At 69.1% G+C, this 20,313-nt stretch carries 15 protein-coding genes and 4 pseudogenes; 6 read left to right on the top strand and 13 right to left on the bottom strand.

Features of this window, described 5'->3' with window-relative positions; translation table 11 throughout:
* Positions 1–209 precede the first annotated feature (209 nt).
* The gene (locus tag OHB00_RS24805) at positions 210–416 is read left to right on the top strand and encodes a hypothetical protein (RefSeq protein ID WP_406437682.1); all 207 of its coding nucleotides are present in this window, start codon (positions 210–212) and stop codon (positions 414–416) included.
* A 332-nt stretch (positions 417–748) separates the two neighbouring features.
* On the opposite strand, the pseudogene OHB00_RS24810 reads toward OHB00_RS24805, so the two are convergent.
* The 7 genes and pseudogenes from OHB00_RS24810 to OHB00_RS24840 all read right to left on the bottom strand — a co-directional run bounded on the left by OHB00_RS24810 (position 749) and on the right by OHB00_RS24840 (position 5,258).
* Positions 749–1,988, bottom strand: a pseudogene (locus OHB00_RS24810) (tyrosine-type recombinase/integrase).
* Between the two features lie 10 nt (positions 1,989–1,998).
* Positions 1,999–2,226 (bottom strand): excisionase family DNA-binding protein, encoded by a 228-nt coding sequence (locus OHB00_RS24815; RefSeq protein WP_406437684.1) that lies wholly within the window; start codon positions 2,224–2,226, stop codon positions 1,999–2,001.
* Positions 2,219–3,506 (bottom strand): annotated as a pseudogene (locus OHB00_RS24820) (replication initiator). The gene OHB00_RS24815 and the pseudogene OHB00_RS24820 overlap by 8 nt, the downstream one beginning before the upstream one ends.
* A gap of 159 nt (positions 3,507–3,665) precedes the next feature.
* Positions 3,666–3,914, bottom strand: coding sequence for a SpdD protein (locus OHB00_RS24825; RefSeq protein ID WP_406437686.1), 249 nt, complete (start codon positions 3,912–3,914; stop codon positions 3,666–3,668).
* 25 nt (positions 3,915–3,939) lie between these two features.
* Positions 3,940–4,133 (bottom strand): annotated as a pseudogene (locus tag OHB00_RS24830) (hypothetical protein).
* 16 nt (positions 4,134–4,149) lie between these two features.
* Entirely contained in the window at positions 4,150–4,341 is a 192-nt protein-coding gene (locus OHB00_RS24835; protein ID WP_406437688.1) for a mobile element transfer protein, read from the bottom strand.
* A gap of 266 nt (positions 4,342–4,607) precedes the next feature.
* Entirely contained in the window at positions 4,608–5,258 is a 651-nt protein-coding gene (locus OHB00_RS24840; protein WP_406437690.1) for a DUF2637 domain-containing protein, read from the bottom strand.
* A 492-nt stretch (positions 5,259–5,750) separates the two neighbouring features.
* Here OHB00_RS24840 and OHB00_RS24845 point away from each other — a divergent pair, with 492 nt between their 5' ends.
* Both OHB00_RS24845 and OHB00_RS24850 read left to right on the top strand, forming a co-directional pair.
* Complete coding sequence (locus OHB00_RS24845; RefSeq protein WP_406437692.1) at positions 5,751–6,455, top strand: hypothetical protein; 705 nt, start codon at positions 5,751–5,753, stop codon at positions 6,453–6,455.
* A gap of 1,001 nt (positions 6,456–7,456) precedes the next feature.
* On the top strand, positions 7,457–7,651 hold the full coding sequence (locus OHB00_RS24850; protein ID WP_406437693.1) for a hypothetical protein: 195 nt from the start codon (positions 7,457–7,459) through the stop codon (positions 7,649–7,651).
* Positions 7,652–8,205: 554 nt separating this feature from the next.
* On the opposite strand, the gene OHB00_RS24855 is transcribed toward OHB00_RS24850, so the two are convergent.
* From OHB00_RS24855 to OHB00_RS24870, 4 genes are all read right to left on the bottom strand, one after another.
* Positions 8,206–8,652 (bottom strand): hypothetical protein, encoded by a 447-nt coding sequence (locus OHB00_RS24855; protein WP_406437695.1) that lies wholly within the window; start codon positions 8,650–8,652, stop codon positions 8,206–8,208.
* A gap of 1,457 nt (positions 8,653–10,109) precedes the next feature.
* Positions 10,110–10,511: a DNA-binding protein gene (locus OHB00_RS24860; protein WP_406437697.1), complete on the bottom strand. Its 402-nt coding sequence runs from the start codon at positions 10,509–10,511 to the stop codon at positions 10,110–10,112.
* On the bottom strand, positions 10,508–10,756 hold the full coding sequence (locus OHB00_RS24865; RefSeq protein ID WP_406437699.1) for a hypothetical protein: 249 nt from the start codon (positions 10,754–10,756) through the stop codon (positions 10,508–10,510). The genes OHB00_RS24860 and OHB00_RS24865 overlap by 4 nt, the downstream gene beginning before the upstream one ends.
* A 150-nt stretch (positions 10,757–10,906) precedes the next feature.
* Positions 10,907–11,218, bottom strand: a complete 312-nt coding sequence (locus OHB00_RS24870) for a calcium-binding protein (RefSeq protein ID WP_406437701.1) — start codon at positions 11,216–11,218, stop codon at positions 10,907–10,909.
* Between the two features lie 264 nt (positions 11,219–11,482).
* On the opposite strand from OHB00_RS24870, the gene OHB00_RS24875 reads away from it, so the two are divergent.
* Both OHB00_RS24875 and OHB00_RS24880 read left to right on the top strand, forming a co-directional pair.
* Complete coding sequence (locus tag OHB00_RS24875; RefSeq protein ID WP_406437703.1) at positions 11,483–14,329, top strand: DEAD/DEAH box helicase; 2,847 nt, start codon at positions 11,483–11,485, stop codon at positions 14,327–14,329.
* Positions 14,326–15,561, top strand: coding sequence for an SWIM zinc finger family protein (locus OHB00_RS24880; protein WP_406437704.1), 1,236 nt, complete (start codon positions 14,326–14,328; stop codon positions 15,559–15,561). Before OHB00_RS24875 ends, OHB00_RS24880 begins: the two co-directional genes overlap by 4 nt.
* Positions 15,562–15,864: 303 nt before the next feature.
* Here OHB00_RS24880 and OHB00_RS24885 read toward each other — a convergent pair.
* Positions 15,865–16,151, bottom strand: a pseudogene (locus OHB00_RS24885) (tyrosine-type recombinase/integrase); the annotation flags it as partial.
* 269 nt (positions 16,152–16,420) lie between these two features.
* On the opposite strand from OHB00_RS24885, the gene OHB00_RS24890 reads away from it, so the two are divergent.
* A complete protein-coding gene (locus OHB00_RS24890; RefSeq protein WP_406437706.1) occupies positions 16,421–16,693 on the top strand; it encodes a hypothetical protein in 273 nt (90 codons plus the stop codon).
* 254 nt (positions 16,694–16,947) lie between these two features.
* Here OHB00_RS24890 and OHB00_RS24895 read toward each other — a convergent pair whose 3' ends face one another.
* A complete protein-coding gene (locus OHB00_RS24895) occupies positions 16,948–19,800 on the bottom strand; it encodes a SpoIIE family protein phosphatase (RefSeq protein WP_406437707.1) in 2,853 nt (950 codons plus the stop codon).
* Between the last annotated feature and the right edge of the window lie 513 nt (positions 19,801–20,313).

The raw sequence follows: 20,313 nt of genomic DNA on the forward strand, positions 1-20,313 counted from the left end.
CAGAAGGGGCATGGGCATGGTGGCCGTGGGTGACCCAACAACCTCGGACGTCAACGACGGCCTTCTCCGCAGCTCTTTCCAGTGATCACCGAGCTGATCGACTCCGTAGACGCGGGGCACGCGGCAACACTCGCAGGGTGGCCGACAAAACGAACGTGCCGGGTGAAACCGGCCCTCCTTCGCAGGGTGCCACCAGCCCGGGAGGAAGGGTGGCTGCCCGCACCGGCCGCATACGGCTCCAGTTGTGGCGCTGGGTGCTCGCGCCTCGAACGACGTGGCAGGCCCGCCGCCTGGCAGCCGAGTTCGCTCCGGGCATGGATGCCCGGACCGCCTGGGCGATGGCACGGCTGGCGCAGCACCCGGACGAGCTCCCCCTTGCAATGCGGCACCTGAACGGCGAGGAGAACGCAAGCTGATCCTCGCGCAAGAGCTCATTGCCATGCGGTTCTGACACCGCCCTGGCACTGCCGTTGACGAGGCACTACGCGGCTCTCTCTGGTTGCAGTTCTGGTTGCATTCACCTCCGTTCAGCACCGTCCGAAACCGCCACTGCCACCCGTTCCGCCGCAGGTCAGGACGCTGCCGAGCGTCCCCGAACCCCCGGACGAACATTTGGAAAGCGTGTTGGGGGCAACCCCTCACGAGTTCGAATCTCGTATCCTCCGCCATTGCTCTCACCGGGCAATACGTCGAAGGGCCCCACTGTTCGCAGTGGGGCCCTTCGACGTTGTCCGTCTCAGTTTCCGTCTCAGTTCGTTTTCGGGAGCTCCCAGAGAGCGTCGCCAACTTGCTGCGCGACCTTGCGGAGCATGGTCCCGGTCACGTGCATGTACCGGGCGCGCATCCGGGCCGCTCCCCCGGGCTCCCAACCCATGATGGAGTCGATCACGACGTCCGGGACGCCGAGGATCAGGAGGACGGTCGCTGCGGTGTGGCGAGCGTCATGGAGACGGCCGTTCCGGACCCCGGCATCCCGAAGCAGCCGCTTCCAGGTGTGGAAGTCGGTGTTCGGGCTCAGAGGCCCGCCGAGCGGCGAGGCGAAGACGTACCCCTTGCCCTCCCAGTCGGCACCGGCCGCGACCCGCTCCCGCTCCTGGGCTTCCTGGTGCTGACGGAGAATCCTGATCAGCCGATCGGGCAGGCCGATGGTGCGCCGGCCCGCGCGGGACTTGGTGGACTTGTGCTCGCGGCGCGTCTGCTCCCGCTTGGGGCAGTAGCCCGCCCTTCCGGCCGCAGGGTTCGCCGCCGCAGCCGTGGGCGTACTTCGGCCGGAGCCTGTTCTTGCGGATGCGGGCGTACCCCGCATCGAGGTCGACGTCTTCCCAGTGCAGGCCGAGCGCCTCACCTTGGCGAAGGCCGAGCGCCAGAGCGACGACCCAGCGCGCACTGTTGCGGAGCTTGGCCGCCTCGACGAGGAGGCTCTGTACCTCCTCGATCGTGTACGGCTCGATGTCCTCCTCTTCCAGGCGGGGAGCCTTGGCGATCTCGGCCGCGTTCGTGGCGACGTACCCGCGCCGTACGGCTTCACCGAGGGCGACCCGGATCGTCCGGTGCGCGTGGTGGGCGGTGCCGGCGGAGCTTCCAGCCTCCTGCATCTTCCGGTAGAAGCGTTCGAGGTGCTCAGGTTCCAGGCGGTCGAGCTTGTGAGCACCCAGGCCGGGCACGAGGTGAACGCGTACGTCGACCTCGTACCCGTCGTACGTGTTCTCCGAGACGTACGGCTTGGCGATGTTCTCGACCCAGTGCTCAAGCCAGGCTTGGAGCGTCCAGCTCTGCCCCGGCTTCCTGAGCTTCTTGTCGTCCCGCGCCCGCTCCATCTCGCGGACGGCTCTGGTCACCTCCGCCTTGGTCCTGCGCTCGATGTGTCGGCGGTCCGGCTTGCCGTCATCACGGACGCCGACCGTCACCCGCCCGTGCCACTTGCCGTCCTTGCCGAGATAGATGGTCGAGGCCCCGTTGGGCTGGCGGGTGCGCTTCTTGTCTGTCACTCCAGCCCCCTCAGGCAGCTTCGGCAGATAGATGACGCAGCTTGGCCACGTAGGCCGGAACGGCATCGGACGGGACCCGACGCAGCCGCCCGACCGTGACGGACTCGATCTCTCCGGCGAGGACGAGCCGAAAGCACGTCGTACGGCCGATACGGAGACGCCGTGCGGCCTCCTCGACCGTCAGGAGGACCAGGTCCGGGTCATCGGGGTCCGCGACGACGGCTCGGGGTTCAGCCACGGGTGGGTTCTCCTTCCGTTCCGGGGGCCGGTTCGAGGGACGCGGCAAGCCAGGTCTCGGCGGCGCTGAGGCCGGTGCCGGCGAAGAGCCAGTGGGCGAGGACGTGTGTCGTCCCGGCGATCGTGGGGCTGTTGGCTGTTGCCGCTTGAGCGCGGCGCCATTCGGCGCGGGCGTCGCGGAGGGCACCGAGGGTGGTGGAGTAGCGGCGGGATTTGGTGGAGAAGTGGCCGCGGAAGCCGAGCATGTGGGCCCAGGCGCGCAGGCGGAGGTGTTCGAGGTCCTTGCGGGCGCCGAGGGTCCAGGCGGTTCGGATGAGGCGGCGGGCGTGGTCGCTGATGTCGAGCTGGGCGAGTTCGGCGGCGAACTTCAACGGGCGGTCGAGAGCCCCGGTGGCGGTTTCTGCGCCCTTGGTGGCGTACTTGGCGATGTAGGCGGCGACGGCGCGTTCGGTGAGTTCCTGGCCGTCGTGAAGTCGGCGGATCGGATGGTGCGGACGTCGAGTTGGCGGCCGAAGGTGAAGGCGTGGGTGCGGCCGTCGAGGGTGGGGCCGTCGACGCGGACCTTGGCGGTGGCCGTTTGGATGGCGTCGGTGAGGAGTTCGGCGGTGGCCCAGGGCGGGGGTGGGGTGTCGCCGCCTTGCGGGCCGTCGAGGCGGATGACGGCGTGGAAGTGGATACAGCGCCGCGCTTTTGGTATTCGGCGACCTTGGCGAAGGAGACGCGGGCATGGTCGCGGAGGCGGCGTTGTGACAGGCCTGCGCGCTTGGCGACCTCCCGGCGGAGGTAGATCGAGAGGCGCCGCCAGAGGGCGCCTGCGTGGGCGTTCCAGAGCACGGCCGCTTCGTAGTCGTAGGTGTCGGGGTCGAGCGGGGTGCCGAGGGCGTCGTCGTCCTGGTCGTGGTGGGTGCCGCAGCGGCAGGGACGACCGTCGGTGCGGCGGTTGTGGACCGGGCCGAAGCCGGGGGCGGTGAAGGTGGCGAAGACGCGCGGGTGGGCGGCGACCTGTTCCGGGGTGCCCTTGCCGCCCCGGAGTCCGGCGGTGATGAGGTGGAAGGTGTCGCGGCGGTAGACCTCGGCACACGCCGGGCAGCGGGTGATGCGGCGGTTGTTGCAGCGGACGAGGAGTTGGCCGGCGGGCAGGTCGGTGGAGTCGAGGTGCTGGAGGATGCGGCCGATCTCGCCGGTTGTGGTGTCGACGTCGTACTCGGTGCGGTGGCCGTCGAGACGAATCGGGTTGGTGCAGCCGCCGAGGCCGGAGAGTTGGCGGAGGATACCGGGCAGGGTGCCGCCGGAGGCGAGGTTGGTGAGTTCGCTAAGCGGGGGCGGGGTGGTGCGGGTGAAGATGGCTGGCTCCTTCTGGCTGGCTCGGTCAGGAGTGACGGGCCCCGGGGCGGCCGGATGCTTGGCGGTGTCGTGGCCGCCCCAGGGGTCGGGCACGGTTCAGCGCCGGTTGTGTTCGCGCAGCAGGGAGCGCAGGACCACGGCGGCGATGGCCACGGAGATGGCCGAGACGGCGACGGCGGTCAGGAGCGCGGTGAGGACCACGCCACCCGTGAGCACGGCGACTACTGCGCCGGTACTGACGGAGACGGCCGGGAGGGCGGAGCGCCGGACGGGGGCCGGGTCGGTCGGGGTGTGGGTGTGCGCGGGCGGCGGAGTGGGGCTGTCGGGGTACTTGGGCAGGAACACGGCGAGCTTCTCCTTATCTACTCGTCTAGTCGTGTGAGCCGTTTATGACGTCCACGCCGGAGCGCGTACCGGTCTCGATGGCGGGGGCCAGGAAGGTGTGGGAGAGCCAGAAGCCGAAGAGGGCGACCAGGACGACGATCCAGGTGCGGACGCCCAGGAACCTGACGGCGCCCAGGCGAAGAAGCCGAGGACGACGACGAGCGGCAGGTTGAGGGTCACGGTGTTCGGGGTCCTTTCAGCGCACGGGGCAGCGGTGGGTGCGGGCCGCGAGTTCGGCGGCGGCGCGGCTGTCGTAGTCGGCGGAGAAGCCGCAGCGGGGTGCGGTGCAGGCGGCGGTGTGCTTCTCGCGGCCGCGGTCGTCGTAGGCGGTGCCTACCTGGACGGGGCCGATGCGGGTGAGGTTGCGGAAGTGACGGTTGGCTGGCACAGCCGGTTTCCTTTCCTTTGTTCGCTTGCCTGGGGCGCGGGGGCGTGCGTAGATGAGCGGCATGTCACAGGGGGCGCGGCGGCTGGCCGCCTTCGGTTCGGCCGCGTTGGTACTTGGGCTCGCGTGTGTTGGGGGAAAGTGGTGGTTGGGCGAGTCCTGGGCCACCGCGATCACCACGTGCTGCCTTGAGGTGCTGATCGTTTCGGCCGTTGTCGGAACGCGGCGAGTGCTGCGGAAGCGGTAAAGCCTCCCGCCAGGGTTCGCCTTCAGAGCTGGGCGGCGATGGCTTCGGCCATGGGAGCTGGAACGCCGAGGCGGGCACGAAGGGTTGGCGTGTCGATCGGTGTACCGGTGCGGGTGTGGTGTTCGGCGGCGACCTTTCGGGCGTGGTCGACCAGGGCGGTCGGGACCGGGACGGGCGGGCATTCCGGCAGCGCCTCAATGGCGGGTGGGGCAGGCGGTGGGTCGGGGGTGGCTTCGGGTTCGTGCTCCTGGTCCTCGATGAGGTCAGCGCCGATCTCGTTGGTCTCCGCCTTCGGCGCTGAGTGGGCGAGGAGCGTGCCGCCGAGGAAGGCGACGGCTGGCCATCCGGCGACGAGGATGCGAAGCCATGCCGGGACGTTGCCGAGGTCGAGGAGGCCGGCGGTGGCGACGTTCGCGCCGAGGGATGCGACGAGGGCGATGACGCACCAGCACCAGGCGGCGGCTTTGGTGGTGCCGGTGCGCAGCCGGCGCCAGGCGGCGCGCTTGGGCCGCCATTCCGCCCTCGGCTGGCCAACGGAGATCGAGCGCGAAGCGGAGCGACTTGGCAGGCCCGCCACGGAGATGTTCTTCGAGCTCGTGGACGAGTTCCGCCCACCAACCACCAACTCCAGGACGAGCCAGGGACCAGCATCCGCATCCAGGCGGAGGCTCAACAGCCCCTCGGCTCAGACTGAGTTACAACCTTCTCTACTGGTTCAAGCCGGCTGCGCTCCGCTCCGCCGGGCGCGCTCCCGGCTCCGCCGCGGGCGCCGCTCCTGCCTTCGGCCCGCTCCGCCCGCGCTGCGCCGACGCACGCGCACATGTGGATAGGGCCGGTGGCCATGAGTCGAGCACCGTGGAGCACGGCCCAAGGTCAAAACGATGCCTCCGGCGGGTGATCGGCCGGCACCGGGATGGAGGGGGCGCCGTCGCCGACCGCGGACACGTAGTGGCGTGCGCGGGTGCTCCCATCCCGTCCGCCGTCGACCCAGGCAGAGCCGAGCAGACGCGGCCCAGGGGCGTCAAGGTCGTTCGTACAGTGGTGCGCTCCACCTTGACGCCCCTGAACCACGCCCGCTCCACGGTGTGTGGGTCGACGGCGGACGGGATGGGAGCTGGGGTGAGTGGTGGGTGAAGGAGGGAGGCCCGCAAGCCACACTTGGGCCGTGACAATCAACGATGGCAGCGGGACGATCGACCCCTGGGCACTCCTCCTGGAGACGGACTGGAGCAGCGTCGACCACTGTTGCCCTAACACAGCCCCGGCGACCCCCGTCATCCTGGCAGGGCTACTCAATGACGACGAGGATGTTCAGCGAACCGCCGTACACAACCTCGGCCAGGTCGTGACCCACCAGAACAGCATCTATGGCGCCACCGCCCCGGCCGCTCGCTTCGTGACCGCCATCCTCGGCCACCCCCGAACGATGACCTCAGGGGTCTACTTCCACGAGGAGCGACACCGACCTATGCGCGCGGCACTCCTGCAATGGCTGGGTGACCTCGCTGACGACGCAACCTACGACGAAGACGGCCCGGGAGAACCTGACGACGTTGCCGCGGTGCGTGCCATCCTCCCGCTGATCTACGAGGCGGCGCGGCCGTACCTTACCGATGCGGACCCTCTGATCCGGGAAGCTGCGGTGCACGCAGCTGCGATGACGCTCGGCGCGCCCGAGCTGGCCGTACACATCCCGGAGTTCGTGCCGCTGGTACGCAGCACGCTAAGCACCAGCGAGTACCGGGGTTACCGATACCTTGCTAAGCGGTGCCTCGTTACCTGGGGCGTAGAGCCCGGCCCCCTGCCTGACTCGCGGATCTCAGATCCCGACCCCTGGGCGGGCGGCTATTCCGACGACCCGCCATTCTGAAAGCGGTGATCGACGGGATAACCGAACTTGTCGAGACCGCTCACGGCGGTTGACACCAGCGACTGACACCAACATGCGCGAACAGCAGCGGTCGACGTCGGACCTCACTGGACGATCTGCCGAGGGGGAGGACTGGTTGGCCGACGTCGACGGTCCCCAGTGATCGACCTGATAAGGATGAGGCCAGACCTCAAAGCTTGGCCTAGACGGGCGCCAGCCGCACCACCGGCCGGCGCCCGCCGCTCGTGCGCAAGCAGCTCCAGTCCAAAGCTGGTCTTGGCCGCACGGTAGCGTGCCGCGTCACAGCATTTGACCTGGAGGTATGTGTGGCTACCTACGAAGAGCACGAGCGAGCTGCCATCGAACTCCTGGCACCCCTGAGAGGCGCCATGGTTGGAGCAGCCCAGCCGGACTATCGTTTGCAGATGGCCCAAGTGGAGGCTCTTCTGGCTATTGCCGCGGCCATTGCCGGTCGTCACCAGGAGGGTGGCATGCCGGGGTAGCCGCCGACCAAGAAACGGCCCTGAAGACCCGTCCGACGTGCCCGAGAGACGTCAGCAAGCACCGTTCCCAGTTCGCATCGAGGGGGCCCGTGGCGTGCCACATCCGTGCCAGAACGGACGGGGACTCACGGGGAATCGCGGTTTCCCGGGCTGCGCACGGCCCTACGCCGTCCAACGCAGGGATTCCCAGGTCAGGCCCAGAGGCCCCAACCTCGCTCCTAAAGCGGGTGTCGCAGGTTCGAATCCTGCCGGGACCCCTCTGCGCCTTCGGCGCCGGGGCCGTGCCCTGGGGCCGCAGCGAACTACGGCCCATGAGTTGAGCACTGCCGGAGAGCGCCGGCCGGGGCCGGTTGGCCATCCGCTGGCCGTACCGCTCTCGTGCTACAGAGGACGGGGACTTACGACGTAACCTGCGCTACGGGCTGTGCAGACATGAGGGGGGTTGCTGTGGCGGAACGACGTGGACTGCGCAAGCGACACGGGTTCCAACTAGCACTGTTGACCATTCTCCTGGCCTTGACGGCGTGGAAGGCAATCGCCGACGGTGACAAGGGGGCACTGGTTACGCTGGTCGCTCTGCTGGCGTTCGGCGCCTACGCCCTTGGGTACGTGATCGGCTTCCGCTCCGCCAAACGACCGCAGTCGGAACCCAGCGAAGATCCGCGCAGCGACACTGAAGACCCAGTTAGCTGAATCGGCCCTACAGCAGCGAAGTACAGCAACCGCCAGCGACCGACACCGACACTCACGATCCTCCCCGCAGCCTGTATGACCTCCAATGACCGATCTCTACAGAGCTACGGATCAGAAGGCCGTCCAGACGCAACCGGACGTCGGTCAGAGGCCAGCTACCTTGGGCTCATGAGCGGCATAGGCAAACGGATCAAAGCTGCGGCCTGGTCTGTTGTCCAGTGGATCCTGACGACAGTCGTGGTCCGCTTCATCGGTTTGGTCATCAGCGACTTCAACAGTTGGCGGACGTGTGCCGCGGTGGCTGCTGCTTCCATCGCGGCCAGGCTCCTGTCGGACCGCTGGCACCGACGCCGACGAAGGACGAAGGAACGCACGTCTTCCGGCTTCGCACGGGAGGCGGGCTGCACCACAAGCACACCAGATCAGGCGGGGAACACCGGGGAACCACGGTGAAACGGGCCGAGCCTGCCGAGGTCGCCCCGTCGCCGTTCGCCCGGGTCAGCGGAAGAACCGGCCCTGAATGCCCGCAGCTTCCCAAGCTGAGGAACCGACAGCTACCCAACGAGCGCGTTGACCGCGATGCCAGCACCCACGAGGCCGAAGGCTGAGAGACCCGCGATCCATACGGAATAGGCGCGAGGACGGGCCACGCGCGGCATGGGCACGCCGAGCTGGGCGCACCGGTCGTTCAATGGCCTGTGGAGCACCTCCAACCCCTGGTCTCGCTCGAACCTCTCCAACCACACCGCATCCGCGATCGCACTGAGTCGGTGCCTCATCAGCAACTCGACGGACATGAAGGCGACCACCACCGAGAGAAGTCCAGACCCGAGCCGCGCAAGTTGACCGGATCCAGGCCCGAGGCCAATTGTCATAAGGAACGCCTGGGCCGTCAGGGCAATGCCCGGTACCTGCCAGACCATCTGATCGAGACCCGCATGCCCGGCTGCGACAACTTGGTACATGACAAGGCGCTCGTCCAGACTCGGCTGCGCCGTCATCTGCGCCCCCGATGCTTGGCGTTGGCGAACAAGCTCTGCTCATGACTGATACCACCGAGAGACGGCAAACATCCCCGGGGACCCTGGGGCATCCGCACCGACGTGCCAGACTTTCGTGAGGGGTACGGGGAACCAGCTCACCAGGGGGACGACCATGTCGACATCGTCTGCCGACCTCCTGCTTCCGATGCTGATTCTGGTCGGGGCGCTCTGGCTTACGTGCGTTGTCCTAGGCCTGCACGGCCTGCTACTCGGACGCTTGCCGGGCCGATGGCTCCAGCACCACGTTCGACAGCCGAGACTCTGGGGAGCGGGTGCACTACTCGTTGCGTGCAGCGGGTTCGACCATCCGTCGTTGTCAGCGGTCGGAATCGGCCTCATTGCCTTGGGTCACGTAGTGAAGCCAACTTCGTGAGCATCTGAGGGCGGTGGCTCGTGCCAGACGCGTGCCAGATCCAGCGGGGAATCACGGGGAACACCGGGGAATCAACGGCCCGGCCGCCGGGCGCCGATACCCTTCCACCGCAGGTCAGCCAAGCAGCGCACCCTAGATCACCTTAGCTTCCCAAGCTCAGGGCTTCCGGCCACCGGATACGCGGTGGCCACCGAACACGTCGTTCTGTACCTTGCCCCCATGATCGACTACCGAAGGGGCAATGCCGCGTAGGCGCCCGTCAGCCCTGCGGGGCGACATTCCTACCCGCCGGCCGAGGCAGCGACGGTACCCGTTCATTGACCGCCTCTTAGGGTCTTGCACAGCTGACCTGCGTCGGCTTGAGCGGACCCGCTTCTGGCCCGAAGCCACGGAAGAAGCGTTCTGGCATTGGAAGGCCCTGGCCCACGGTCCTCTCAGACAACTTGTGGACCCACTCGTAGGTCCTGACTGCGGCATCCTCGAGTGCGGATGCTACGGCGTCGACTTCCGCGGCCACCTCGAAGCCGTGCTTCACGCACTGCCGAGGAAGAGCGCGCGTGAGCTACGCGCCCTCGTATGGGCCCTCGACAGGAAGATCCTGGCCAGAGCCAAGGTGATCCCGGCTGACAGCCTGGACGTGCCATGGTGGCGAGGTCAACTCTAGGATCACAGGCGGCCGTCTCAGTTTCCGTCTCATTCAGCCCCGTTCGCGGCCGTTCAGGCGAGACCAACAGCCGGACTTACCCCGCAGGCCAGCGGCCCATGAACGCAGGTGAACGGCGCTGTACGCGGCACTGCGAGGCACCAACACAGTTGGAAAGCGTGTTGGGGGCAACCCCTCACGAGTTCGAATCTCGTATCCTCCGCTCCCGCCTGACCAGGCGAAACGAAGAGTCGGACCGCTCATTGCGGTCCGACTCTTTGGCATGCCCTGGTTGCAGTTTCGGTTGCATTTATAGGCGACATTCGGGACATACCTGCCAAGCAGACGAAACGCACGCTCGCATCCGTGGGGCGACTGACGAGGGAGTCACGGCAGCGGTCACAGCCCGATCATCCGGACCTTGCTGCCGCACAGCCGGGTCATGTCATCGACATCCGACGTGAGGACGGCGACCGGGCCGGGCTGACGCGAGGCCGCTTCGGCGACGGTGGCGTCGATCGCGTACTCGTGTCCGTGCAGACCGGCAACCTTGAGCAGTTGTGCCGCCGCCTTGGCCGCCGCCTCCGTGACCGGCTCCACCTTGACCCGGGAGAGCGCCCATTGCAGTCGGGGCAGGTTCACCCTGGAGTGGCTCACCTCCACGATGGTGTTGGCGCTGACGACAAGGTCCGCTCCCATGTCGTGGAACACCTGGAACATCGCCAGAACCTTCCGGTCCTGCGCCACCCAGGCCGACAGCCCCTCGCTGTCCAGGACGACGGTCTCAATGTGCCCGCTCACGCGGCGCTCGCGCCGCCAGCGTCCTGGGTCGTGCCGAAGATCCGCGCCCGCGCCTCGGCCAGCTCTTCCTCACTGAAGGCGCCGTGCTCGTCTGTGTGGCTGCGCAGGTCGGCCCCCAGAAGCTGGTGCCGGATCTGCCTGGCGACCGCTTCGGCCACATAGCCGGAGACGTTGTCCGTGATCTTCTTCAGCTCCGCCACCTGCTCGGTGGGGAGCGTCACCGTGATGCGCGTGGTGTCAGCCATACCGGTAAGCATACTGCGGTATGCGCGCTACGTGCTTTCTGTTTCCCGCAGTCGGTCCGGTCAGCGGCGGTCGCGGCGACTGCCCGTTCGAGCACGAGCTCAGGTGGGTTCGAGCACGGGCTCAGCTGGGCAGTTGTGCGGCGCGCCAGTTCAGCGGGCCCAGTAGCGGTATGCCTCGATCCATTGCGAGCCCTCGGGGGCAGGTTCCGGCAGCGGCAGGTCCAGAATTCCGATGTCCTGTCGGACCGACCCCCGGGCGCAGCGTGCGACCACGCGCCCGTCCTCGGCCAGATCGACACCGACCACGCTCACCTCGACGCCGAGAACAGTCGTGGTGAATGGCACGGCAAGGCTCTCCTCGATCATCGTGAAGAAGCCGGTGAGCTGCTCATCCTCGCCGTAGGCGTCGACGGTGGCCTCTTCGATCAATGCCTCCGGCACGGCTGGGTCCCAGGTGCTCATGGCCTCACCGTAGCGCTGCGCCTTACGGTTGAGGACCGGTGCGTTCAGCAGCGGCGTATCCGCCGTGGCGCCGTCGCCGGCAGTCAAGCAAGGGCCCGCGGTTGCCAGCGTGTGACGTTGCCTGGTGGGGTTCAGTAGTGAGCGGGCCTGGGGAGGGTCCGGCACGCGACAGGGCGGAAGAGAGTGGCACGAGTCGTCGTACGAGAGCCGAGTACGGGCGCGAGAAGCACACCGCCGCTGGCCCGGCAGGAAACATCCGCCTTCGTGAGGGAACTGCTCGGCGCCGGCTGGGCGGCGGTGTTCCTGCCCGGTGAGCCCGCCCGCCTTGGGCGGCTGCTGCTGTGGAAGCCGACCGGGGCAGCAGCCGGAGACGGTATGGCGCCCACCGGCCTTGAGACCGAGGCGGTGGAGCTGGTCCTGCCGCACGGCCGCTCGGTCAGGCGGCGCAGGGTCGAGGGTTACGCGCTGCCTGTCGCCGTCGCTGTCTCCGCCCTGGCTGATGCGGAGCCGACGCATCCCTCCGGCGCCGCCTGGCAGGCCGCCACTCGCTTCGCGCTGCGACTGCTCGTCGACGGCCGTCTCCACCCGGCCATCACCCCCGCCGGTTACGACACCTGGCAGGTGGGTCCCTTCACAGCCGCCCAGCGCCAGACGCTGGACGCCCTGGCCGCCGCCTTCCCGCCACACGCCCACTGCCTGCCCGAGCCAGGCCCTGCGCCGGTACGGATCGCCGAACCGGCTGCGCTGGTACGCGAGTTCTGCGACGCGGTCGCCGATGATCTGGTCCGTACGCCGGCCGCGCCGCTCGCCATGGGAGCGCTGCCGTACGCCTGGCGCGAGGCCCGTGCCGTGCCCAGCTTGCGGGAATGGGCCGAGGAAACCCAAGCGGCGCTCACCGCCGAGGTCAGTGTCTCCCTGCGCGTCGACGTACCCGAAGGACGCCGACGGCAGTTCCGGGCCGTCCTGCAACTGCACACCGCTGCGGACCCGGCGCTCGTCGTCGAGGCCGCACGGCTGTGGAGCGAGCCGACCGAAGTGGAGCGGCTGCTCGGCCCGCGCGCCGAGACCGAGACCCTGCTCGCCCTGCGCCGCGGCGCCCGCGCCTGGCCCCCGCTGCGCAGGCTGCTCGACGATGCCGCTCCCGATCAGCTCCGGTTGACCGACGACGAAGCCTTCGAACTCCTTGGGGACGCCACGGACGCGCTGCGCGCGGCCGGTGTCGACGTGCACTGGCCGCGCGAACTGGTCAAGGCACTCACCGCGACCGCGGAGATCGGGCAGCGCACCGCCCCCGGTTCCACCGCGGGCGGCCTGCTGGACACCGAGGCCCTCCTCGACTTCCGCTGGCAGGTCTCCCTTGGCGGCGAGCCGCTCACCGAGGCTGAGATGGATGCCCTCGCGGAGTCACGCCGTCCCCTCGTCCGGCTTCGCGACCAGTGGGTGGTCGCCGACCCGAAGCTGGTGGCCCGTGCCAAGCGGCGCCGGATGGGACCGCTCACCCCCATGGAGGCGTTGAGCGCCGCGCTGACCGGCGAGGCCGAGCGAAGCGAGATGGGGGTCCCCCCGGCCGGAGGCTGGGGGAGGGACGGTGACCGGGTCCCCTGTGCGGCGGTCGGTGCGCTCGGCGACTTGGTCGCTCGTATCCGCGACCCCGAGTCCCGCACCCCCGTGCCCCAGCCCGCCGCACTCAAGGCCACGTTGCGCGAGTACCAGAAGCGGGGCCTGGCCTGGCTGGCCGAGATGTGCGCACTCGGCCTCGGCGGCTGTCTCGCCGACGACATGGGCCTGGGCAAGACCATCACGTTGCTCGCTCTGCACCTGCACCGCCAGAGCGACCCCACCACCGCGGGCCCCACCCTTGTCGTCTGCCCGGCCTCCCTGCTCGGCAACTGGCAGCGCGAGGCCGCCAGATTCGCACCGTCCACCCCCGTACGCCGCTACCACGGCGGCGACCGCCACCTGGGGGACCTGGCCGGCGACGAGATCGTCCTGGTCACCTACGGGGTGCTACGCCGCGACCGCGAAGTGCTCGCCGAGACAGCCTGGTCGCTGGTGGCCGCCGACGAGGCCCAGCACGTCAAGAACCCCTACGCCGTCACCGCCCGCGAACTGCGCGCCCTGCCCGCCCGCGCCCGCGTCGCTCTCACCGGCACCCCCGTGGAGAACAACCTCTCCGAGCTGTGGGCCCTGCTCGACTGGACCACCCCCGGGCTCCTCGGCACACTCGCCGCCTTCCGCGACGGGCATGCCCGCGCCATCGAGGCGGGCGAGGATCCCAAGGCAGCCGAGCGCCTGTCCCGTCTCGTACGTCCCTTCCTGTTGCGCCGCAAGAAGTCCGACCCCGGCATCGCGCCCGAACTGCCGCCCAAGACCGAGACCGACCACGTCGTCCCGCTGACGGCCGAGCAGACCAGCCTGTACGAGGCACAGGTCCGCGAGACCATGGCGAAGATCGCGGAGACGGAGGGCATCGCCCGACGCGGTCTGGTACTCAAGCTGCTCACCGCGCTGAAGCAGATCTGCAACCACCCCGCCCAGTACTTGAAAGAGCACGGCCTGCGCCAGTCCACTCCCCTGCGGGGCCGCTCCGGCAAGCTCGACCTGCTCGACGAACTCCTCGACACCATCACCGCCGAAGGCGAATCCGTGCTGGTCTTCACGCAGTACAAACAGATGGCGGCTCTGCTGGAGAAGCACCTCGCCGAGCGCGGCGTCCCCACTCTCTTCCTGCACGGTGCCACCCCCGTCGCACAGCGCGAGGAAATGGTGGACCGCTTCCAACGCGGTGAAGTACCGGTGTTCCTGCTGTCGTTGAAGGCGGCGGGCACCGGACTCAACCTCACCCGCGCCACTCACGTCGTGCACTACGACCGCTGGTGGAACCCTGCCGTCGAGGACCAGGCCACCGACCGCGCCTACCGCATCGGCCAGGGCAAACCCGTCCAGGTACACAAGCTCCTCACGGAGGGAACCGTGGAGGACAAGGTGGCGAAGCTGCTCGAAGCCAAGCGCGCCCTCGCCGACGCCGTCGTCGGCTCCGGCGAGGCAGCCCTGACCGAACTGTCCGACGCCGAACTCGCCGAACTCGTCGCCCTGGGGAGGCAGTCATGAGCCCCGCTGTCCCCGGCCCGCGCCGTGCGCCCGCCCGCAGCAAGCGAGCCTTCGCCGCGACCTGGTGGGGCCAGGCATGGGTGGCCGCCCTGGAGGACTCCACCCTGGACGCCGGACGGCTCTCGCGCGGACGCACCTACGCCCGCAAAGGCATGGTCGGCCCGGTCACCGTGGCTCCGGGCCAGGTCAAGGCCGCTGTCCAGGGCAGCCGCCCGCGCCCGTACCGCTCATCGGTCCACCTGCCCGTCCTCACCGATCCTCAGTGGGACACCCTGCTCGACACGATCGCGGCCCGCGCCGGGCATCTCGCAGCACTTCTCGACGGCGAGATGCCCGCCGAACTCGTCGACGACGCCCGGCACGCAGGCGTCCCACTGCTCCCACTGCCCACCGAGCTCGATCCGGAGTGCTCCTGCCCCGACTGGGGACACCCCTGCAAGCACGCCGCCGCGCTCTGCTACGCCATCGCCGCCACCATCGACACCGACCCGTTCGTCCTCTTCACGCTGCGCGGCCGCGGTCGCGAGGAGGTCTTCGCCCAGCTGCGCGCACTCCGTACGGCAGCACAGGAAACCGCCGCCCCGCTGGCACCGGCCGGCGTCCCGGCCGCCGCCGCGTACGCCCACTGGGCCGAAGAGTCCCCCGAACTGCCCGAGCTCCCGGACCCCGCCGCCCACACCACAGCACTGCCCGTCGCCCCGCCACCCGGCAGCGGCCTGACCGCCGCGGACCTGGAACGCCTCATGGCCGACGCCACCGCGCGCGCCGCCCGGCTCCTCGCGGGCGATACCGCCGACCTGCACCTGACCCAGCACCAGGACGCCGTGCGCATCGCCGCAAGCAACCCCGGACCCGAGTGGTTCCACCACCTGATCCAGAACACCGGCACCAACCCCACTGCCTTCGCACGCCTCACCAGCGCCTGGCGCCACGGCGGCCCCACGGGCATCACCGTCGCCGAACAGCCCCACACTCCCGACCCGACGGTGATGAAGGCCGCCCGCACCGCCCTGGACGCGGCCCTCGCCGAGATGACCGACTCCCCCGCACACCTCAGGGCCTGGCGTAACCGCCTCACCCTCACCCACCACGGCATCCAGTTGCGTCTGGGCCCCGACACCCGCTGGTACCCCTACCGCCAGGACGACGACGGCGAATGGTGGCCCGCGGCACCAGCCGACAGTGACCCGGTCACCGCGCTCACCGCGGTTTGGTCGCGGAACGGGGAGTAAGGAGGCGGTTCCCCGCTGACCGCGCCACGAGCAGAAGCTGGACGCACTCACGCGGCTCCACTTCCGTGGTTGCAGTTCTGGTGGCATTCACCGGCGTACAGCACCGTTCAAAACCTCCGCCCGGACCTGCTGCACCACAGGTCAGGACGCTCCCGTATGCCCCAGAACCCCCAGACGAACATTTGGAAAGCGTGTTGGGGGCAACCCCTCACGAGTTCGAATCTCGTATCCTCCGCCATTGCTCTCACCGGGCAATACGTCGAAGGGCCCCACTGTTCGCGGTGGGGCCCTTCGACGTTGTCCTCAGACCTCGTTGTCCTGGTTTCTGTCCACAGCGGTGTCTCGGGAGGGTCCCCAGATGGCCTCGGCGATCTTCCGGGCCACTTCCTTGAGCATGGCGTCCGGCACATGCAGGTACCGCGCCCGCATGCTGGCGGAGGTGCCCGGCTCCCATCCCATGATCTGATCAATGACGCGATCCGGGACACCGAGCAGCATGAGCACAGGGGCGGCCGTGTGCCGGGCGTCGTGCAGCCGGGCGGTCGGACTCCCGCGTCTTCGAGCAGCCGCTTCCAGTAGTGATGGTCACTCCTCCGCCAGTGCCTCACCGGGCACGACTCCGAAGGGGCCCACCGCGGGGTGGAACCCTTCGATGCGCGGTCAACGGGGCGGCCCAACAGCGGGCTTCGCCCCGTGCTGCGAGATCGAGCCAGGCGATCATCTTCCGGTCGCCACGCACAGCGAGGGACAGGGCTTCGCAGTCGAGTACGAAGGCGCGCAGTGGCCGCTGCCCGTGCTCACTGGCTCGCTTGGTCACGCGGCCTCTCCGGCGTTGTGTCCTCCGGCGGTCACGTCGCCCATGGCGCTGGTGGAGGCGTACGACGGCAGAACCACCGAGCAGCGCTGGGACTGGGTGCTCTCCCGGCTCAAAGTCGCCGGCATCGGGAAGGACGAGGCCCGCCAGGCCCGCCGGCTCCTGTCCGACGCCAAGCTTCACGGCCACAAGTACGCGATCGACGCGGTGCTCGCCATCATCGCCCGACAGCAGAAAGGGCAGGTCACCATCTTCACATCGAACGTGGACGACCTGGAGAAGCTGGTTCCGGAATCGATCGTCGTCAAGCGAGTATGACCGGCGCCCTGGTCTCATTCGTCGCCGTCCGGCTCCGTCCACCAACCGTCCGACGGCCTACTCCACCCCAGGTCAGAACGCCCCCGTCCCGCCCCGAACCCGCAGACGAACATCGGGAAAGCGTGTTGGGGGCAACCCCTCAATCGCCGTCGGCAGGGATCCTCTGGGCACATGGGGTGGGCAGCCATCAAGGGCTGCCTCCGGTACCGATCCGTCACGGCGGCTGTGCCGGAGGTGTGGCGCCCCACCGGGTGTCACTCGTGGCGCGCCGGCAGTGGCTGCTCCGTCCAGATGCACTTGCCGGTGGCCGTGTAGCGGGCCCCCCACCGCTGAGCCAGGGCGGCGACCAGTTGCAGCCCCCGGCCGCCCTCGTCGGTTTCGGCCGCGCGCCGGATGCGAGGTGTGCTTGAGCTGCCGTCGGAGACCTCGCAGACCAGAGTCCGGCCGCGCAACATGCGCAGTGCGATCGGTCCCTCGGCGTGTCTGACGACATTGCCGATCAGCTCGCTGACCAGCAGCTCGGTGGTGGCTGTCAGCCCGTCAAGACCCCAGGCGGCGAGTCGGTCGCGGACATGCCCGCGCGCCTGGCCTGCCGCCTCGGGTTCAAGGGGTAGCGGCCAGGACGCGATGTCGCCCGGGGCCAGGGGGTGCGGGGCGGCGATGAGCAGTGCGGTGTCGTCACTGGTCTGCTGCTGGGCCGGGAGCAGATTGTCGACCAGGGCGTCGCACAGCCGCTCGAGCCGCCCGGTCCCGCCGCGTCCCGATGGCCAAGAGGCCCGGAATACCTTCCCGGCCGGGTGCTGCGGGGGCAGGGGCAGAGCGTGCGCGAGCTGTTGGGCAAGACGAGCTCTGCCTTGGTCGATGTCCAGGGTGGAGGACTCGACCAGGCCGTCCGTGTAGAGGATCAGCAGGCTGTCGTCGAGGAGCTCCAGCGTTCCGGCGTCGAAGGGCGGGACTCCCGCGCCCAGCGGCGGATTGACCGGCACGTCGGGGAAGCGAACGGCCCCGTCGGGGAGGACCACGGCGGGTGCGGGGTGGCCCGCACTCGCGACCGTGCAGACGCCGCTGGTGGGGTCGTAGACGGCATACAGGCAGGTGGCGTAGAACTCGTCTCCGAGGCTGCTGACCGTGTCGTTGAGGTGGGAGAGCACTTCTCCCGGCGGTAGATCGAGGTCGGCGAGGGTGTGGACGGCGGTGCGCAGCCGCCCCATGGTGGCGGCCTCGGCGAGCCCGTGGCCCATGACATCGCCGATGACCAGGGCGACCCGTTCGCCCGAGAGCGGGATCACGTCGTACCAGTCGCCTCCGATCTCCATCCCCGCGGTGGCCGGCAGATAGCGTGCGGCGGCGGTCATGGTGGGCAGGTCCGGCAGGGCGCGGGGCAGCAGGCCGCGTTGCAGTGTCTGCGCACGTGTGTGCTCGGTGTCGTAGAGCCGGGCCCGCGCCAGCGCCTGGGCGAACAGCCCGCTCACGGCGGTGAACAGGGTGCGTTCCTCGCTGGTGAACGCCTGCGGCCGGTCGAAGGAGATCACGCAGGCCCCGATCGGCTGCCCGGAGGCGATCAGCGGCAGGAACGCCCATGCCTGCTTTTCGCCCTCGGCCGGGAAGTCGGCCAGCTCCGGGTAACGGCGCAGGAACTCCTCCTGTGAAGGTACGAAGATCGGGGAACGGCTGTGCAGCGATTGGTTGACCGGCGTGCTGTCCTGCACCAGCAGTCCGTTGACGCGGTCGAGGAACTCTTTGGAATATCCCACGGCACCCACCAGGACCAGGTGCTCGGCCTCCTTGGTGAAGACATTCAGGCCGACCGCGCCGAAGAGCGGCAGTACGTGGTCGGCGACGGCGTCGACGACGTCCGTGGTGGTGACGGCCACGGCGAGGGCGCCGGTCAGCTCCCCGATCCGGGCGGTGCGCGTGGCGGCGGCGTGCTCGGCGGCGAGTTGTTCCGCTTCGCGCTGCCGGGCGTCGTGCACATCGGTGAAGTAGATGATCAGACCGTCGGGTATCGGGACCAGCCGGAGGTGGTGCCAGCGCCGGGTGGCGGCGAGTTGCGCGTCCAGGCCGGTCGGCCTGCCCTCGGCCATGGCACGTCGGCAGGCGGCTTCCAGGCAGCGTGGGTCTATACCGGACAGTGCCTTCCACGGCACCCGGCCGATCAGCTCGCCGGACGGGCCGAGCAGGTGCTCGGCCGCCATGTTGGCGAAGGTGATCCGCCAGTCCTTGCCGACGGTCAGCAGGCCGTCGCTCATGTGCTGCAGGGCACGGCCCACCGAGTGCTGGGCAAGGCGGTCATCGGTGATGTCCCGCAGCGTGCCGATAGCGCGGTACGGCCTGTCGCTGTCGTCGGGCAGCACATGACCGCGGGACTCCACCCAGCGCAGGCTCCCGTCGGGACGGCGTACCCGGTACTCCAGGCCGAAGGCTCGGCGGGTCCGGATCGCCTGCTCGCTGGCGGCGATGACCTGCACGAGGTCGTCCGGGTGCACAATGTCCATCCAGGACTCGACGGTGCTGCCCAGGGTGTCGCCGGCCACCCCCAGAATCGTCAGCGCAGCCTTGTCCCACTCGACGGTGCCTCCGGCGAAGTCCCACTGCCAGGTGCCGATCCCGGAAATCTTGTCTGCCGCCGTGGTACTCGTACGCGGCGTGGCAGGCGCGCTCCGCAGGTCTTCGGCGATCCGCTCAGCGGTCGCTGCGAGCAATGACCGCTCCTTGGCGTCGAGCCCGTCGGGGGCCGCGGTGAACACTGACAGCGCCCCCAGCGGCCCGTGCGGAGCGGGCACCGGGGTAGCCGCCATGCCGGTGCCGACCACCGCAGCGCAGTACCGGCCGCCCATAGGCCCAGGCGTGCCGGTGCCGGGCGTGCACACATAGGCGTTGTCCCGCGCGGCCAGGGCCGGGGGCGCCTGCGCGTCCCAGCCGATTTCCCTCCAGGTTTCGGCCAGTGACCTGCTGAGCCCGCTGCTCGCGGCCAGGTACAGATGGCCGATGCCCGCCCCGCCCACATGCACCATGCCGCCTGTCGCACCGAGCGCCTCGACGACGTCACCCAGCAGCAGCCTCAGTGCTTCGTACTGGCGCAGCCCGCCAGCGAGTTGTACGGACATGATGTGCTGCTCCGACACCGTCCGCCCCGCCTGCACTATGTGCTCAGCCTGCACAACTCGACTGTGCGCACAACGTTCCTCCTCCTCATGCAGCCGCCACCCTCCACCCGAAAGACAATATATCCGACAAAAAGTTAAAAGCATCGAAAATGAGAACATCAGTACGAGTTACCCGCGTCATGCCCATGTCGGCCACCGCCGCGACCACTTCGACACCGAGGGAGTACGCCAACTCCTGCAGGAACTGGGGTCTGCTGCCGCCGACACCGTCGTCGGCTCCGGCGATGCACCCCTGGCCGGGTGGGGACGGGCACGGGTGACCGCGCCCTGGAGGACTCCACCTGGACGTGAGGCTCCTGTCCCGCGGACGCACCGGCACTCGCAAGGACATGGCGGGCCCGGTCACCATCGCACCCGGTCAGGTCAAAGCCGCTGTCCAGGGCAGCCGTCCCCGCCCGTACCGCTCCGCGGTCCACCTGGCCGTCCTCACCGACACCACAGGCGGGACGACAA

This window comes from Streptomyces sp. NBC_00631, assembly GCF_045206895.1.
Lineage (GTDB): Bacteria > Actinomycetota > Actinomycetes > Streptomycetales > Streptomycetaceae > Streptomyces.

Bases quoted from the DNA above. Each gene is read 5' to 3' on its own strand.
- OHB00_RS24855 (WP_406437695.1), bottom strand. From the start codon at position 8,652: ATGACGGCGCAGCCGAGTCTGGACGAGCGCCTTGTCATGTACCAAGTT.
- OHB00_RS24865 (WP_406437699.1), bottom strand. From the start codon at position 10,756: ATGGCTGACACCACGCGCATCACGGTGACGCTCCCCACCGAGCAGGTG.
- OHB00_RS24870 (WP_406437701.1), bottom strand. From the start codon at position 11,218: ATGAGCACCTGGGACCCAGCCGTGCCGGAGGCATTGATCGAAGAGGCC.
- OHB00_RS24880 (WP_406437704.1), top strand. From the start codon at position 14,326: ATGAGCCCCGCTGTCCCCGGCCCGCGCCGTGCGCCCGCCCGCAGCAAG.
- OHB00_RS24890 (WP_406437706.1), top strand. From the start codon at position 16,421: ATGGCGCTGGTGGAGGCGTACGACGGCAGAACCACCGAGCAGCGCTGG.
- OHB00_RS24895 (WP_406437707.1), bottom strand. From the start codon at position 19,800: ATGTCCGTACAACTCGCTGGCGGGCTGCGCCAGTACGAAGCACTGAGG.